Annotated in this window: 6 protein-coding genes (1 of these 6 only partly in view); 5 read left to right on the top strand and 1 reads right to left on the bottom strand. The window is 65.5% G+C overall.

The window, feature by feature from the left end:
- Nucleotides 1-79 precede the first annotated feature (79 nt).
- Both AABA51_RS08200 and AABA51_RS08195 read left to right on the top strand, forming a co-directional pair.
- A complete protein-coding gene (locus AABA51_RS08200; protein ID WP_338276311.1) occupies nt 80-778 on the top strand; it encodes a GntR family transcriptional regulator in 699 nt (232 codons plus the stop codon).
- Between the two features lie 35 nt (nt 779-813).
- Nucleotides 814-2,337, top strand: a complete 1,524-nt coding sequence (locus tag AABA51_RS08195) for a malonate--CoA ligase (RefSeq protein WP_338276309.1) — start codon at nt 814-816, stop codon at nt 2,335-2,337.
- Nucleotides 2,338-2,853: 516 nt separating this feature from the next.
- Here AABA51_RS08195 and AABA51_RS08190 read toward each other — a convergent pair.
- On the bottom strand, nt 2,854-3,276 hold the full coding sequence (locus AABA51_RS08190; RefSeq protein ID WP_338276307.1) for a hypothetical protein: 423 nt from the start codon (nt 3,274-3,276) through the stop codon (nt 2,854-2,856).
- Nucleotides 3,277-3,540: 264 nt separating this feature from the next.
- Between AABA51_RS08190 and AABA51_RS08185 the strand changes: the two genes are divergently transcribed.
- The 3 genes in view from AABA51_RS08185 to AABA51_RS08175 are tightly spaced (each overlapping or abutting the next) and all read left to right on the top strand, a layout consistent with a single transcriptional unit that may run on beyond the window.
- Nucleotides 3,541-7,821, top strand: a complete 4,281-nt coding sequence (locus AABA51_RS08185; RefSeq protein WP_338276305.1) for a beta strand repeat-containing protein — start codon at nt 3,541-3,543, stop codon at nt 7,819-7,821.
- A complete protein-coding gene (locus AABA51_RS08180) occupies nt 7,803-17,828 on the top strand; it encodes an immunoglobulin-like domain-containing protein (RefSeq protein WP_338276303.1) in 10,026 nt (3,341 codons plus the stop codon). Before AABA51_RS08185 ends, AABA51_RS08180 begins: the two co-directional genes overlap by 19 nt.
- Nucleotides 17,825-18,607, top strand: the 5' end (the start) of a protein-coding gene (locus tag AABA51_RS08175) for an immunoglobulin-like domain-containing protein (protein WP_338276301.1). 10,758 nt of this gene lie beyond the right edge of the window; only the first 783 of its 11,541 coding nucleotides appear in the window; the start codon lies at nt 17,825-17,827; its stop codon lies off the right edge, out of view. The genes AABA51_RS08180 and AABA51_RS08175 overlap by 4 nt, the downstream gene beginning before the upstream one ends.

Raw genomic sequence — 18,607 nt, 5'->3', positions numbered from 1 at the left:
GGTGTATGTCATCTGCTGATACATGACAATAAAAATGTTAATTGTTGACAAAATATGGAACGGAGGGTCAGGTGCGCACATGATGAGCGGAGTGAAAAACATCGGGCCGAGGCGGGCGACGCTGGCGGTCGAGGTGCGGGGCGAGATCGAGCGGATGATCGTCGACGGTGAATTGGCCGCCGGTGAGAAGCTGAACGAACTGGCGCTGTCCAATGCCATGGGCGTCAGCCGTGGCACCGTGCGCGAGGCGATCCGGTCGCTGGCCGACAGCGGCTTGATCGACCTGATCGCCAACCGGGGCGCTTTCGTACATGAGACCACGCTCGACGAGGTGCGAAACCTCTATGAATTGCGCGGCGCGATCTTCGGCATGGCCTGTGCGGCGGCCGCGCGGCGGGTGGGATTGGGGCAGGAACCCAAGCTCGTGACGGCGCTTGACCGCAATCTCGACCAGATGCGCGCGGTCCACGCCAAGGTCGACACCGCGCGCTATTACGCGCTCAACATCGAGTTTCACGACCTGCTGCTGCAAGGCGCGGGCAACCCCAAGGCCAAGGTGATGTACGACAACCTGGTCAAGGAGATGCATCTGTTCCGGCGCAAGGGCCTGTCGATCGCGACCAATATCGCGCGCTCCATCGATGAGCATGACAAGATCGTCCGCGCCGTCGCCGCCGCCGATGCAGAGGCAGCCCGGTTGGCCGCGCTTGACCATATCACCGGCGGCTTTGCCCGCTACACGACGATGATCGACCAAGACCCCGCCGCCGCCCATTGAGCGCGCGGCCAGGACGGCAACAAAGGACCAAGGACATGACAAATCCGCTGCATGACGCGCTGTTCGCCCCGCATGAGGGCTCGGACAAGGTGTTCTTGCATCTGCCCGATGGCGCAAGCCTGAGCTATGCGGAATTCCTGGGTCTTGCGGACCGGACGGCCAATGCGCTCGTGGCGCTCGGGGTTGCGCCGGGGGATCGTGTCGCCGTCCATGTCGAGAAATCGCCGCAGGCGCTGGCGCTTTATGTGGCCTGCATCAAGGCGGGCGTGGTGTTCTTGCCGCTCAACACCGCCTATACCGCGCGCGAGCTGGAGTATTTCGTGGGCGACAGTGGCGCTGCGCTTTTCGTCTGCGACCCGTCCGAGGCCGAGGCGATGGGCCCCATCGCGGCCTCCGTCGGCGCAAGGCTCAAGACGCTGGGGCCGGATGGCGCGGGGAGCCTGAGCGATATGGTCGCCGGTCAATCCGACCATTTCGCGCCCGTGTCGCGGGATCTGAACGATCTGGCCGCCCTTCTTTATACCTCCGGCACCACGGGGCGGTCCAAGGGCGCGATGCTGACGCAAGGCAATCTCTTGTCGAATGCGCAGGCGCTGGTCGAATGCTGGCGCTTCACCGCCGATGACGTGTTGCTGCACGCCCTGCCGATCTTTCACGCCCATGGTCTGTTCGTGGCGACCAATGTGACGCTTTTGGCAGGGGGCACGCTGATCTTCTTGCCGAAATTCGAGCTCGAAGCGGTTCTGCGGCTCTTGCCGCAGGCCACGACGATGATGGGCGTTCCGACCTTCTACACCCGTCTTTTGGACGATCCCCGCTTTGATCGCGACCTGACGGCGCATATGCGGCTCTTCGTGTCGGGCTCTGCGCCGCTTCTGGCCGAAACCCACAAGGCCTTCGAGGCGCGCACGGGGCACCGTATCCTGGAACGCTACGGGATGACGGAAACCTCGATGAACACCTCGAACCCCTACGAGGGCGACCGGCGCGCGGGCACCGTGGGCCTGCCGCTTCCCGGGGTGGAGGTGCGCGTCTGCGACCCCGAAACCCGCACCGAACTGCCCCGTGGCGAGATCGGCATGCTGCATGTGCGCGGCCCCAACGTGTTCAAGGGCTATTGGCAGATGCCCGAGAAAACCCGCGAGGAATTGCAGGAAGACGGCTGGTTCATCACCGGCGATCTGGCCCGGATCGACACCGACGGCTATGTGACCATCGTCGGACGCGGCAAGGACCTGATCATCTCGGGCGGCTACAACATCTACCCCAAGGAGATCGAGATGTTCCTCGACGACCAACCGGGCGTCAAGGAAAGCGCGGTCATCGGCGCACCGCATCCCGATTTCGGCGAAAGCGTCGTGGCCGTTCTGGTGCCCGAGGCGGGCGAGACAATCGACCTTGCCGCGATCGAGGCGGCGGTGCGCGCCAATCTGGCGGGGTTCAAGCGCCCCCGCCATGTCGTGGTCATGGACGCGTTGCCGCGCAACACGATGGGCAAGGTGCAAAAGGTCGACCTGCGCCAGCGGTTCGCGGGCGTGTTCCAGCACAAGGCCGGGTAGCCCCGAAGACGGATCCCTCGGGGGCAGAAGGGGGTTTGTCCCTCCGCGGTCGGGGGCGGGCGCGCGGGGGACCGGGTGATCAAGGGCTGTGCCGGTGGCGGTCGCGTGGTGACCGGCAGGTTTTCGTCCCGCCTGTTCCCGGCGTGGCGTCGGGATCAGCGACGGGCACGCCAATCTTGCGTTCAGGTCCGGATCGGGATTGCGATTATCCCGTGCGTCCGATTTTGCGAATTGCCCTGATTGAGAAAGCCGCGAATTGATATCGGGGCGGTCAATTACAAACTTTAGTTTGATATAATAATCCTTAGTTGATATCGGATCGCTTGAGAGTGAGGCCGCGTTATCTTTCGGAATTAACATCGCCATGCTAAATAGATTGAATGACCATCATATAAGGTCCGGAAAATCTTTATGGCCGACGACGATAACAAAGATACAGAAGCTGGTGGCGAAAATCAGTCCGAAGGTCAGATTTTTGATCAACTTACCTCATTGCAGGATGTAGGCGAGACCGATTTACCCGATGCCCCCGTCCAAGTCGGATCGGGCGGCGAGGAAACCGTCGTCGCCCCGGCCCAGGATACGCCCAGCCTCGCGGATTTCCGGCGCGGCGGGGAGACGGATGTCAATACGCGCGTGATCGCCGATGACGGCCTCGAGGAGGAAACGGAAGCCGAAGCCGATGAATATGGCCAGACCGACCAGGATGGGGACGGTGGTCTGTCCCTGCAGGGGGGCGATCTGTCCCTGCCTATGCCTGGTGGTATCGTCGTGGAGGGCCAGGCCCAAAGTGGCGGCGGCCTTCCGGGCGTGCCCGACGGTTCCGGCGGGGCGCGGGATGGGGATGCAGGCGAACGGTCCGGCAGGGGGTCGCAGGGCCGCGCCGGGGGCGGCGCCGGAGATGACGCGCCCGAGGCTCAGGGCGAGGCTGCTGTCCAAGCCCAGGGAGACGGACAGGGTCAGGAGCCGGGGCAGGGGCAACCTGCTGCAGCACCGACGCCATCCGCTCAGCCTGCCGCACCGGCGCCGGGCGCGGGTTTCGCGGCCGATGTGCAGCGCTTTACGGACGACGTGACGCCAAGGGCGCCGCGCGCAAGGGCGCCACAACCTGACCCCCAGCCCAACCCCACGCCCGCACCCGTGGCGGAGGTTGAGGTCGAGGTGGAAACACCCCCTCCCGCACCACCCCGCCCGACGGGTGCCGTGACGCTCTCCGCTTCCCCGGTTGCGGAAGGGTCGGACATCACGATCACGGCGAGCGTGACGAACGCGCCGGAGACGGACCTGGTCCTGACCTTGTCCAATGGCGCGGAGATCACGATCGGGGCGGGGCAGACGACGGGGTCTGTCAGCTTTACGAACCCGAATGCCGACGATGTCTATGCCGATGGCGGGACGCAGAGCTACTCGGTCAGCGCGACCTCGGGCGGCAATTACGAGGCGCTGGATATCGCCGGTGCGAGCGTTGACGTCACTGTCCCGGACACGGTCGATACGACGACGGTCAGCGTGACGACGAGCGACATCAGCGAGGATGCGACCTCGGTGACCTTCGACTTCGCGCTGAGCAACGCGCCCGAGGCGGGTGTCCCGGCGAGCCTGACGGTGGATGTTGGCGGCACGGAATACACGGTCGCGCTGGACGCCTCGGGGGCCGGCAGCCTGACAGTGACGGGCCTCGACAATGCCGATGTCTACGTGGACGAAGGCTCCATCACGGCGACTGTGACGGCGATCACGGGCGGGAACTTCGAGGCGACGAGCCTTGAGGGGGCGAGTGCTACGGCCGAGATCACGGATACGGTCGACACGACGACGGTGACGCTCTCGGCGGCACCTGTCGCGGAAGGCAGCGACATCACGATCACGGCGAGCGTGACGCATGCGCCCGAGACGGACCTGGTTCTGACCTTGTCCAATGGCGCGGAGATCACGATCGGGGCGGGTGAGACGACGGGGTCTGTCTCCTTCGCCAATCCCAACACCGACGATGTCTATGCCGATGGCGGAACGCAGAGCTACTCGGTCTCCTCGACCTCGGGCGGCAATTACGAGGCGCTGGATATTGCCGGTGCGAGCGTGGATGTGTCGGTCACGGATACGGTGGACACAACCAGCGTGACGCTCTCTGCGGCTCCGGTTGCGGAAGGGTCGGACATCACGATCACGGCGAGCGTGACGCATGCGCCCGAGACGGACCTGGTCCTGACCTTGTCCAATGGTGCGGAGATCACGATCGGGGCGGGTGAGACGACGGGGTCTGTCTCCTTCGCCAATCCCAACACCGACGATGTCTATGCCGATGGCGGGACGCAGAGCTACTCGGTCTCCTCGACCTCCGGCGGCAATTACGAGGCGCTGGATATCGCCGGTGCGAGCGTGGATGTCTCGGTCACGGACACGGTCGATACGACGACGGTGAGCGTGACGACGAGCGACATCAGCGAGGATGCGACCTCGGTGACCTTCGACTTCGCGCTGAGCAACGCGCCCGAGGCGGGTGCCCCGGCGAGCCTGACGGTGGATGTTGGCGGCACGGAATACACGGTCGCGCTGGACGCCTCGGGCACCGGCAGCCTGACAGTGACGGGCCTCGACAATGCCGATGTCTACGTGGACGAAGGCTCCATCACGGCGACGGTGACGGCGATCACGGGGGGCAACTTCGAGGCGACGAGCCTTGCGGGGGCGAGCGCCACGGCCGAGATCACGGATACGGTCGACACGGTGACGGTGTCGATCACCTCCGATGGCGATGTGACGGAGGCGCAGGCCGCATCCTTCACGGTCAGCGTAAGCCAGGCGCTGGAGGATGACCTCGTGGTCACGCTCTCGACCGGCGAGACGGTGACGATCGAGGCGGGCCAGACGAGCACGAGCTACAGCGTGGCCGCGCAGGGCGAGGATGTCTTTGCCGATGCCTCCGCGGTGACGGTCTCGGTGAGCGGGGCGAGTGTCGCGGGCGAGAGCTTCGAGGACCTGGTGATCTCCCCGGCTTCGGCCACGGTCGCGGTGAGCGACACGGTGGATACCACGACGGTGACGCTCTCGGCTGCTCCGGTTGCGGAAGGATCGGACATCACGATCACGGCGAGCGTGACGAACGCGCCCGAGACGGACCTGGTCCTGACCTTGTCCAATGGCGCGGAGATCACGATCGGGGCGGGCGAGACGACGGGGTCTGTCAGCTTTACGAACCCGAATGCCGACGATGTCTATGCCGATGGCGGGACGCAGAGCTACTCGGTCAGCGCGACCTCGGGCGGCAATTACGAGGCGCTGGATATCGCCGGTGCGAGCGTGGATGTCACCGTCACCGACACCATCGACACGGTGACGGTGAGCATCGCCTCCGATGGCGATGTGACGGAGGCGCAGGCCGCCTCCTTCACGGTCAGCGTGAGCCAGGCGCTGGAGGATGACCTCGTGGTCACGCTCTCGACCGGCGAGACGGTGACGATCGAGGCGGGTCAGACGAGCACGACCTACAGCGTGGCCGCGCAGGGCGAGGATGTCTTTGCCGATGCCTCCGCGGTGACGGTCTCGGTGAACGGGGCGAGTGTCGCGGGCGAGAGCTTCGAGGACCTGGTGATCTCCCCGGCTTCGGCCACGGTCGCGGTGAGCGACACCATCGACACGACCAGCGTGACGCTCTCGGCTGCTCCGGTTGCGGAAGGATCGGACATCACGATCACGGCGAGCGTGACGCATGCGCCCGAGACGGACCTGGTTCTGACCTTGTCCAATGGCGCGGAGATCACGATCGGGGCGGGTCAGACGACGGGGTCTGTCAGCTTTACGAACCCGAATGCCGACGATGTCTATGCCGATGGCGGGACGCAGAGCTACTCGGTCAGCGCGACCTCGGGCGGCAATTACGAGGCGCTGGATATCGCCGGTGCGAGCGTGGATGTCACCGTCACCGACACCATCGACACGGTGACGGTGAGCATCGCCTCCGATGGCGATGTGACGGAGGCGCAGGCCGCCTCCTTCACGGTCAGCGTGAGCCAGGCGCTGGAGGATGACCTCGTGGTCACGCTCTCGACCGGCGAGACGGTGACGATCGAGGCGGGCGAGACGAGCACGAGCTATACGGTTGCGGCGCAGGGCGAGGATGTCTTTGCCGATGCCTCCGCGGTGACGGTCTCGGTGAACGGGGCGAGTGTCGCGGGCGAGAGCTTCGAGGACCTGGTGATCTCCCCGGCTTCGGCCACGGTCGCGGTGAGCGACACCATCGACACGACCAGCGTGACGCTCTCGGCTGCTCCGGTTGCGGAAGGATCGGACATCACGATCACGGCGAGCGTGACGCATGCGCCCGAGACGGACCTGGTTCTGACCTTGTCCAATGGCGCGGAGATCACGATCGGGGCGGGTCAGACGACGGGGTCTGTCAGCTTTACGAACCCGAATGCCGACGATGTCTATGCCGATGGCGGGACGCAGAGCTACTCGGTCAGCGCGACCTCGGGCGGCAATTACGAGGCGCTGGATATCGCCGGTGCGAGCGTGGATGTCACTGTCACGGACACGGTCGATACGACGACGGTCAGCGTGACGACGAGCGACATCAGCGAGGATGCGACCTCGGTGACCTTCGACTTCGCGCTGAGCAACGCGCCCGAGGCGGGTGCCCCGGCGAGCCTGACGGTGGATGTTGGCGGCACGGAATACACGGTCGCGCTCGATGCGACGGGGGCCGCCAGCCTGACGGTGACGGGCCTCGACAATGCCGATGTCTACGTGGACGAAGGCTCCATCACGGCGACTGTGACGGCGATCACGGGCGGGAACTTCGAGGCGACGAGCCTTGAGGGGGCGAGTGCTACGGCCGAGATCACGGATACGGTCGACACGACGACGGTGACGCTCTCGGCGGCTCCGGTTGCGGAAGGGTCGGACATCACGATCACGGCGAGCGTGACGCATGCGCCTGCGACGGACCTGGTCCTGACCTTGTCCAATGGCGCGGAGATCACGATCGGGGCGGGCGAGACGACGGGGTCTGTCTCCTTCGCCAATCCCAACACGGACGATGTCTATGCCGATGGCGGGACGCAGAGCTACTCGGTCAGCTCGACCTCGGGCGGCAATTACGAGGCGCTGGATATTGCCGGCGCGAGCGTTGACGTCACTGTCACGGACACGGTCGATACGACGACGGTGAGCGTGACGACGAGCGACATCAGCGAGGATGCGACCTCGGTGACCTTCGACTTCGCGCTGAGCAACGCGCCCGAGGCGGGTGTCCCGGCGAGCCTGACGGTGGATGTTGGCGGCACGGAATACACGGTCGCGCTGGACGCCTCGGGGGCCGGCAGCCTGACGGTAACGGGCCTCGACAATGCCGATGTCTACGTGGACGAAGGCTCCATCACGGCGACGGTGACGGCGATCACGGGGGCAACTTCGAGGCGACGAGCCTTGAGGGGGCGAGCGCCACGGCCGAGATCACGGATACGGTGGACACGACGACGGTGACGCTTGCGGCTGCGCCGGTTGCCGAAGGATCGGACATCACGATCACGGCGAGCGTGACGAACGCGCCCGAGACGGACCTGGTCCTGACCTTGTCCAATGGCGCGGAGATCACGATCGAGGCGGGCGAGACGACGGGGTCTGTCTCCTTCGCCAATCCCAACACGGACGATGTCTATGCCGATGGCGGGACGCAGAGCTACTCGGTCTCCTCGACCTCGGGCGGCAATTACGAGGCGCTGGATATTGTCGGCGCGAGCGTTGACGTCACTGTCACGGATACTGTCGACACGACGACGGTGACGCTTGCGGCGGCTCCGGTTGCGGAAGGGTCGGACATCACGATCACGGCGAGCGTGACGCATGCGCCCGAGACGGACCTGGTCCTGACCTTGTCCAATGGTGCGGAGATCACGATCGGGGCGGGTGAGACGACGGGGTCTGTCTCCTTCGCCAATCCCAACACCGACGATGTCTATGCCGATGGCGGGACGCAGAGCTACTCGGTCTCCTCGACCTCCGGCGGCAATTACGAGGCGCTGGATATCGCCGGTGCGAGCGTGGATGTCTCGGTCACGGACACGGTCGATACGACGACGGTGAGCGTGACGACGAGCGACATCAGCGAGGATGCGACCTCGGTGACCTTCGACTTCGCGCTGAGCAACGCGCCCGAGGCGGGTGCCCCGGCGAGCCTGACGGTGGATGTTGGCGGCACGGAATACACGGTCGCGCTGGACGCCTCGGGCACCGGCAGCCTGACAGTGACGGGCCTCGACAATGCCGATGTCTACGTGGACGAAGGCTCCATCACGGCGACGGTGACGGCGATCACGGGGGGCAACTTCGAGGCGACGAGCCTTGCGGGGGCGAGCGCCACGGCCGAGATCACGGATACGGTCGACACGGTGACGGTGTCGATCACCTCCGATGGCGATGTGACGGAGGCGCAGGCCGCCTCCTTCACGGTCAGCGTGAGCCAGGCTCTTGAGGATGACCTCGTGGTCACGCTCTCGACCGGCGAGACGGTGACGATCGAGGCGGGCCAGACGAGCACGACCTACAGCGTGGCCGCGCAGGGCGAGGATGTCTTTGCCGATGCCTCCGCGGTGACGGTCTCGGTGAGCGGGGCGAGCGTCGCGGGCGAGAGCTTCGAGGATCTGGTGATCTCCCCGGCTTCGGCCACGGTCGCGGTGAGCGACACCATCGACACGACCAGCGTGACGCTCTCGGCTGCGCCGGTTGCGGAAGGATCGGACATCACGATCACGGCGAGCGTGACGAACGCGCCCGAGACGGACCTGGTCCTGACCTTGTCCAATGGCGAGACGATCACGATCGGGGCGGGTCAGACGACGGGCTCTGTCTCCTTCGCCAATCCCAACACCGATGACGTCTATGCCGATGGCGGGACGCAGAGCTACTCGGTCTCCTCGACCTCGGGCGGCAATTACGAGGCGCTGGATATTGCCGGTGCGAGCGTGGATGTCACGGTTACCGACACCATCGACACGGTGACGGTAAGCATCACCTCCGATGGCGATGTGACGGAGGCGCAGGCCGCCTCCTTCACGGTCAGCGTGAGCCAGGCTCTTGAGGATGACCTCGTGGTCACGCTCTCGACCGGCGAGACGGTGACGATCGAGGCGGGCCAGACGAGCACGACCTACAGCGTGGCCGCACAGGGCGAGGATGTCTTTGCCGATGCCTCCGCGGTGACGGTCTCGGTGAGCGGGGCGAGCGTCGCGGGCGAGAGCTTCGAGGATCTGGTGATCGCGCCTGCTTCGGCCACGGTCGCGGTGAGCGACACGGTCGATACGACCACGGTGACGCTCTCGGCTGCGCCGGTCGCGGAAGGCAGCGACATCACGATCACGGCGAGCGTGACGAACGCGCCCGAGACGGACCTGGTCCTGACCTTGTCCAATGGCGAGACGATCACGATCGGGGCGGGCGAGACGACGGGGTCTGTCTCCTTCGCCAATCCCAACACCGATGACGTCTATGCCGACGGCGGGACGCAGAGCTACTCGGTCAGCGCGACCTCGGGCGGCAATTACGAGGCGTTGGATATTGCCGGTGCGAGCGTGGATGTGTCGGTCACGGATACCATCGACACGACCAGCGTGACGCTCTCGGCTGCACCTGTTGCGGAAGGCAGCGACATCACGATCACGGCGAGCGTGACGAATGCGCCTGAGACGGACCTGGTCCTGACCTTGTCGAATGGCGAGACGATCACGATCGGGGCGGGCGAGACGACGGGCTCTGTCTCCTTCGCGAACCCGAACACCGATGACGTCTACGCCGATGGCGGGACGCAGAGCTACTCGGTCTCCTCGACCTCGGGCGGCAATTACGAGGCGCTGGATATTGCCGGCGCGAGCGTGGATGTCGCTGTCACGGATACCATCGACACGACCAGCGTGACGCTCTCGGCTGCTCCGGTTGCGGAAGGATCGGACATCACGATCACGGCGAGCGTGACGAATGCGCCCGAGACGGACCTGGTCCTGACGCTGTCCAATGGCGCGGAGATCACGATCGGGGCGGGTCAGACGACGGGGTCTGTCTCCTTCGCCAATCCCAACACCGACGATGTCTATGCCGATGGCGGGACGCAGAGCTACTCGGTCTCCTCGACCTCGGGCGGCAATTACGAGGCGCTGGATCTCACTGGCGCGAGCGTCGATGTCACGGTTACGGATACCATCGACACCACGACGGTGACGCTTGCGGCTGCTCCGGTTGCGGAAGGGTCGGACATCACGATCACGGCGAGCGTGACGAACGCGCCTGAGACGGACCTGGTCCTGACCTTGTCCAATGGTGAGACGATCACGATCGGGGCGGGCGAGACGACGGGATCTGTCTCCTTCGCCAACCCCAACACGGACGATGTCTATGCCGATGGCGGGACGCAGAGCTACTCGGTCTCCTCGACCTCGGGCGGCAATTACGAGGCGCTCGATATCGCCGGCGCGAGCGTTGACGTCACTGTTACGGACACGGTGGATACGACCAGCGTGACGCTCTCGGCTGCACCTGTTGCGGAAGGATCGGACATCACGATCACGGCGAGCGTGACGAACGCGCCTGAGACGGACCTGGTCCTGACCTTGTCCAATGGCGAGACGATCAGGATCGGGGCGGGGCAGACGACGGGGTCTGTCTCCTTCGCGAACCCCAACACCGATGACGTCTATGCCGATGGCGGGACGCAGAGCTACTCGGTCTCCTCGACCTCGGGCGGCAATTACGAGGCGCTGGATATTGCCGGTGCGAGCGTGGATGTGTCGGTCACGGATACCATCGACACGACCAGCGTGACGCTCTCGGCTGCTCCGGTTGCGGAAGGGTCGGACATCACGATCACGGCGAGCGTGACGAACGCGCCTGAGACGGACCTGGTCCTGACCTTGTCCAATGGCGAGACGATCAGGATCGGGGCGGGTCAGACGACGGGGTCTGTCTCCTTCGCGAACCCCAACACCGATGACGTCTATGCCGACGGCGGGACGCAGAGCTACTCGGTGAGCTCGACCTCGGGCGGCAATTACGAGGCGCTGGATATTGCCGGCGCGAGCGTTGACGTCACTGTCACGGATACGGTGGACACGACCAGCGTGACGCTCTCGGCGGCTCCGGTTGCGGAAGGGTCGGACATCACGATCACGGCGAGCGTGACGGATGCGCCCGAGACGGACCTGGTTCTGACCTTGTCCAATGGCGCGGAGATCACGATCGGGGCGGGGCAGACGACGGGGTCTGTCTCCTTCGCCAATCCCAACACCGATGATGTCTATGCCGATGGCGGGACGCAGAGCTACTCGGTCTCCTCGACCTCGGGCGGCAATTACGAGGCGCTGGATATCGCCGGTGCGAGCGTGGATGTCACCGTCACCGACACCATCGACACGGTGACGGTGAGCATCGCCTCCGATGGCGATGTGACGGAGGCGCAGGCCGCCTCCTTCACGGTCAGCGTGAGCCAGGCGCTGGAGGATGACCTCGTGGTCACGCTCTCGACCGGCGAGACGGTGACGATCGAGGCGGGTCAGACGAGCACGACCTACAGCGTGGCCGCGCAGGGCGAGGATGTCTTTGCCGATGCCTCCGCGGTGACGGTCTCGGTGAGCGGGGCGAGCGTCGCGGGCGAGAGCTTCGAGGATCTGGTGATCTCCCCGGCTTCGGCCACGGTCGCGGTGAGCGACACCATCGACACGACCAGCGTGACGCTCTCGGCGGCTCCGGTTGCGGAAGGATCGGACATCACGATCACGGCGAGCGTGACGCATGCGCCCGAGACGGACCTGGTTCTGACGCTGTCCAATGGCGAGACGATCACGATCGGGGCGGGCGAGACGACGGGGTCTGTCTCCTTCGCCAATCCCAACACCGATGATGTCTATGCCGATGGCGGGACGCAGAGCTACTCGGTCTCCTCGACCTCGGGCGGCAATTACGAGGCGCTGGATATCGCCGGTGCGAGCGTGGATGTCACCGTCACCGACACCATCGACACGGTGACGGTGAGCATCGCCTCCGATGGCGATGTGACGGAGGCGCAGGCCGCCTCCTTCACGGTCAGCGTGAGCCAGGCGCTGGAGGATGACCTCGTGGTCACGCTCTCGACCGGCGAGACGGTGACGATCGAGGCGGGTCAGACGAGCACGACCTACAGCGTGGCCGCGCAGGGCGAGGATGTCTTTGCCGATGCCTCCGCGGTGACGGTCTCGGTGAACGGGGCGAGTGTCGCGGGCGAGAGCTTCGAGGACCTGGTGATCTCCCCGGCTTCGGCCACGGTCGCGGTGAGCGACACCATCGACACGACCAGCGTGACGCTCTCGGCTGCTCCGGTTGCGGAAGGATCGGACATCACGATCACGGCGAGCGTGACGGATGCGCCCGAGACGGACCTGGTTCTGACCTTGTCCAATGGCGCGGAGATCACGATCGGGGCGGGGCAGACGACGGGGTCTGTCTCCTTCGCCAATCCCAACACCGATGATGTCTATGCCGATGGCGGGACGCAGAGCTACTCGGTCTCCTCGACCTCGGGCGGCAATTACGAGGCGCTGGATATCGCCGGTGCGAGCGTGGATGTCACCGTCACCGACACCATCGACACGGTGACGGTGAGCATCGCCTCCGATGGCGATGTGACGGAGGCGCAGGCCGCCTCCTTCACGGTCAGCGTGAGCCAGGCGCTGGAGGATGACCTCGTGGTCACGCTCTCGACCGGCGAGACGGTGACGATCGAGGCGGGTCAGACGAGCACGACCTACAGCGTGGCCGCGCAGGGCGAGGATGTCTTTGCCGATGCCTCCGCGGTGACGGTCTCGGTGAGCGGGGCGAGCGTCGCGGGCGAGAGCTTCGAGGATCTGGTGATCTCCCCGGCTTCGGCCACGGTCGCGGTGAGCGACACCATCGACACGACCAGCGTGACGCTCTCGGCTGCTCCGGTTGCGGAAGGATCGGACATCACGATCACGGCGAGCGTGACGCATGCGCCCGAGACGGACCTGGTTCTGACCTTGTCCAATGGCGCGGAGATCACGATCGGGGCGGGTCAGACGACGGGGTCTGTCAGCTTTACGAACCCGAATGCCGACGATGTCTATGCCGATGGCGGGACGCAGAGCTACTCGGTCAGCGCGACCTCGGGCGGCAATTACGAGGCGCTGGATATCGCCGGTGCGAGCGTGGATGTCACCGTCACCGACACCATCGACACGGTGACGGTGAGCATCGCCTCCGATGGCGATGTGACGGAGGCGCAGGCCGCCTCCTTCACGGTCAGCGTGAGCCAGGCGCTGGAGGATGACCTCGTGGTCACGCTCTCGACCGGCGAGACGGTGACGATCGAGGCGGGCGAGACGAGCACGAGCTATACGGTTGCGGCGCAGGGCGAGGATGTCTTTGCCGATGCCTCCGCGGTGACGGTCTCGGTGAACGGGGCGAGTGTCGCGGGCGAGAGCTTCGAGGACCTGGTGATCTCCCCGGCTTCGGCCACGGTCGCGGTGAGCGACACCATCGACACGACCAGCGTGACGCTCTCGGCTGCTCCGGTTGCGGAAGGATCGGACATCACGATCACGGCGAGCGTGACGCATGCGCCCGAGACGGACCTGGTTCTGACCTTGTCCAATGGCGCGGAGATCACGATCGGGGCGGGTCAGACGACGGGGTCTGTCAGCTTTACGAACCCGAATGCCGACGATGTCTATGCCGATGGCGGGACGCAGAGCTACTCGGTCAGCGCGACCTCGGGCGGCAATTACGAGGCGCTGGATATCGCCGGTGCGAGCGTGGATGTCACCGTCACCGACACCATCGACACGGTGACGGTGAGCATCACCTCCGATGGCGATGTGACGGAGGCGCAGGCCGCATCCTTCACGGTCAGCGTAAGCCAGGCGCTGGAGGATGACCTCGTGGTCACGCTCTCGACCGGCGAGACGGTGACGATCGAGGCGGGCCAGACGAGCACGAGCTACAGCGTGGCCGCGCAGGGCGAGGATGTCTTTGCCGATGCCTCCGCGGTGACGGTCTCGGTGAGCGGGGCGAGTGTCGCGGGCGAGAGCTTCGAGGACCTGGTGATCTCCCCGGCTTCGGCCACGGTCGCGGTGAGCGACACGGTGGATACCACGACGGTGACGCTCTCGGCTGCTCCGGTTGCGGAAGGATCGGACATCACGATCACGGCGAGCGTGACGAACGCGCCCGAGACGGACCTGGTCCTGACCTTGTCCAATGGCGCGGAGATCACGATCGGGGCGGGCGAGACGACGGGGTCTGTCAGCTTTACGAACCCGAATGCCGACGATGTCTATGCCGATGGCGGGACGCAGAGCTACTCGGTCAGCGCGACCTCGGGCGGCAATTACGAGGCGCTGGATATCGCCGGTGCGAGCGTGGATGTCACCGTCACCGACACCATCGACACGGTGACGGTGAGCATCGCCTCCGATGGCGATGTGACGGAGGCGCAGGCCGCCTCCTTCACGGTCAGCGTGAGCCAGGCGCTGGAGGATGACCTCGTGGTCACGCTCTCGACCGGCGAGACGGTGACGATCGAGGCGGGTCAGACGAGCACGACCTACAGCGTGGCCGCGCAGGGCGAGGATGTCTTTGCCGATGCCTCCGCGGTGACGGTCTCGGTGAACGGGGCGAGTGTCGCGGGCGAGAGCTTCGAGGACCTGGTGATCTCCCCGGCTTCGGCCACGGTCGCGGTGAGCGACACCATCGACACGACCAGCGTGACGCTCTCGGCTGCTCCGGTTGCGGAAGGATCGGACATCACGATCACGGCGAGCGTGACGCATGCGCCCGAGACGGACCTGGTTCTGACCTTGTCCAATGGCGCGGAGATCACGATCGGGGCGGGTCAGACGACGGGGTCTGTCAGCTTTACGAACCCGAATGCCGACGATGTCTATGCCGATGGCGGGACGCAGAGCTACTCGGTCAGCGCGACCTCGGGCGGCAATTACGAGGCGCTGGATATCGCCGGTGCGAGCGTGGATGTCACCGTCACCGACACCATCGACACGGTGACGGTGAGCATCGCCTCCGATGGCGATGTGACGGAGGCGCAGGCCGCCTCCTTCACGGTCAGCGTGAGCCAGGCGCTGGAGGATGACCTCGTGGTCACGCTCTCGACCGGCGAGACGGTGACGATCGAGGCGGGCGAGACGAGCACGAGCTATACGGTTGCGGCGCAGGGCGAGGATGTCTTTGCCGATGCCTCCGCGGTGACGGTCTCGGTGAACGGGGCGAGTGTCGCGGGCGAGAGCTTCGAGGACCTGGTGATCTCCCCGGCTTCGGCCACGGTCGCGGTGAGCGACACCATCGACACGACCAGCGTGACGCTCTCGGCTGCTCCGGTTGCGGAAGGATCGGACATCACGATCACGGCGAGCGTGACGCATGCGCCCGAGACGGACCTGGTTCTGACCTTGTCCAATGGCGCGGAGATCACGATCGGGGCGGGTCAGACGACGGGGTCTGTCAGCTTTACGAACCCGAATGCCGACGATGTCTATGCCGATGGCGGGACGCAGAGCTACTCGGTCAGCGCGACCTCGGGCGGCAATTACGAGGCGCTGGATATCGCCGGTGCGAGCGTGGATGTCACTGTCACGGACACGGTCGATACGACGACGGTCAGCGTGACGACGAGCGACATCAGCGAGGATGCGACCTCGGTGACCTTCGACTTCGCGCTGAGCAACGCGCCCGAGGCGGGTGCCCCGGCGAGCCTGACGGTGGATGTTGGCGGCACGGAATACACGGTCGCGCTCGATGCGACGGGGGCCGCCAGCCTGACGGTGACGGGCCTCGACAATGCCGATGTCTACGTGGACGAAGGCTCCATCACGGCGACTGTGACGGCGATCACGGGCGGGAACTTCGAGGCGACGAGCCTTGAGGGGGCGAGTGCTACGGCCGAGATCACGGATACGGTCGACACGACGACGGTGACGCTCTCGGCGGCTCCGGTTGCGGAAGGGTCGGACATCACGATCACGGCGAGCGTGACGCATGCGCCTGCGACGGACCTGGTCCTGACCTTGTCCAATGGCGCGGAGATCACGATCGGGGCGGGCGAGACGACGGGGTCTGTCTCCTTCGCCAATCCCAACACGGACGATGTCTATGCCGATGGCGGGACGCAGAGCTACTCGGTCAGCTCGACCTCGGGCGGCAATTACGAGGCGCTGGATATTGCCGGCGCGAGCGTTGACGTCACTGTCACGGACACGGTCGATACGACGACGGTGAGCGTGACGACGAGCGACATCAGCGAGGATGCGACCTCGGTGACCTTCGACTTCGCGCTGAGCAACGCGCCCGAGGCGGGTGTCCCGGCGAGCCTGACGGTGGATGTTGGCGGCACGGAATACACGGTCGCGCTGGACGCCTCGGGGGCCGGCAGCCTGACGGTAACGGGCCTCGACAATGCCGATGTCTACGTGGACGAAGGCTCCATCACGGCGACGGTGACGGCGATCACGGGGGGCAACTTCGAGGCGACGAGCCTTGAGGGGGCGAGCGCCACGGCCGAGATCACGGATACGGTGGACACGACGACGGTGACGCTTGCGGCTGCGCCGGTTGCCGAAGGATCGGACATCACGATCACGGCGAGCGTGACGAACGCGCCCGAGACGGACCTGGTCCTGACCTTGTCCAATGGCGCGGAGATCACGATCGAGGCGGGCGAGACGACGGGGTCTGTCTCCTTCGCCAATCCCAACACGGACGATGTCTATGCCGATGGCGGGACGCAGAGCTACTCGGTCTCCTCGACCTCGGGCGGCAATTACGAGGCGCTGGATATTGTCGGCGCGAGCGTTGACGTCACTGTCACGGATACTGTCGACACGACGACGGTGACGCTTGCGGCGGCTCCGGTTGCGGAAGGGTCGGACATCACGATCACGGCGAGCGTGACGCATGCGCCCGAGACGGACCTGGTCCTGACCTTGTCCAATGGTGCGGAGATCACGATCGGGGCGGGTGAGACGACGGGGTCTGTCTCCTTCGCCAATCCCAACACCGACGATGTCTATGCCGATGGCGGGACGCAGAGCTACTCGGTCTCCTCGACCTCCGGCGGCAATTACGAGGCGCTGGATATCGCCGGTGCGAGCGTGGATGTCTCGGTCACGGACACGGTCGATACGACGACGGTGAGCGTGACGACGAGCGACATCAGCGAGGATGCGACCTCGGTGACCTTCGACTTCGCGCTGAGCAACGCGCCCGAGGCGGGTGCCCCGGCGAGCCTGACGGTGGATGTTGGCGGCACGGAATACACGGTCGCGCTGGACGCCTCGGGCACCGGCAGCCTGACAGTGACGGGCCTCGACAATGCCGATGTCTACGTGGACGAAGGCTCCATCACGGCGACGGTGACGGCGATCACGGGGGCAACTTCGAGGCGACGAGCCTTGCGGGGGCGAGCGCCACGGCCGAGATCACGGATACGGTCGACACGGTGACGGTGTCGATCACCTCCGATGGCGATGTGACGGAGGCGCAGGCCGCCTCCTTCACGGTCAGCGTGAGCCAGGCTCTTGAGGATGACCTCGTGGTCACGCTCTCGACCGGCGAGACGGTGACGATCGAGGCGGGCCAGACGAGCACGACCTACAGCGTGGCCGCGCAGGGCGAGGATGTCTTTGCCGATGCCTCCGCGGTGACGGTCTCGGTGAGCGGGGCGAGCGTCGCGGGCGAGAGCTTCGAGGATCTGGTGATCTCCCCGGCTTCGGCCACGGTCGCGGTGAGCGACACCATCGACACGACCAGCGTGACGCTCTCGGCTGCGCCGGTTGCGGAAGGATCGGACATCACGATCACGGCGAGCGTGACGAACGCGCCCGAGACGGACCTGGTCCTGACCTTGTCCAATGGCGAGACGATCACGATCGGGGCGGGTCAGACGACGGGCTCTGTCTCCTTCGCCAATCCCAACACCGATGACGTCTATGCCGATGGCGGGACGCAGAGCTACTCGGTCTCCTCGACCTCGGGCGGCAATTACGAGGCGCTGGATATTGCCGGTGCGAGCGTGGATGTCACGGTTACCGACACCATCGACACGGTGACGGTAAGCATCACCTCCGATGGCGATGTGACGGAGGCGCAGGCCGCCTCCTTCACGGTCAGCGTGAGCCAGGCTCTTGAGGATGACCTCGTGGTCACGCTCTCGACCGGCGAGACGGTGACGATCGAGGCGGGCCAGACGAGCACGACCTACAGCGTGGCCGCACAGGGCGAG

It is taken from the genome of Roseicyclus marinus, from assembly GCF_036322625.1.
Classification (GTDB): domain Bacteria; phylum Pseudomonadota; class Alphaproteobacteria; order Rhodobacterales; family Rhodobacteraceae; genus Roseicyclus; species Roseicyclus marinus_A.
This window is presented reverse-complemented; position numbering and strand designations above follow the sequence as displayed.

Coding starts and splice junctions, on each gene's coding strand:
- AABA51_RS08200 (WP_338276311.1), top strand. CDS start 80: ATGATGAGCGGAGTGAAAAACATCGGGCCGAGGCGGGCGACGCTGGCG.
- AABA51_RS08195 (WP_338276309.1), top strand. CDS start 814: ATGACAAATCCGCTGCATGACGCGCTGTTCGCCCCGCATGAGGGCTCG.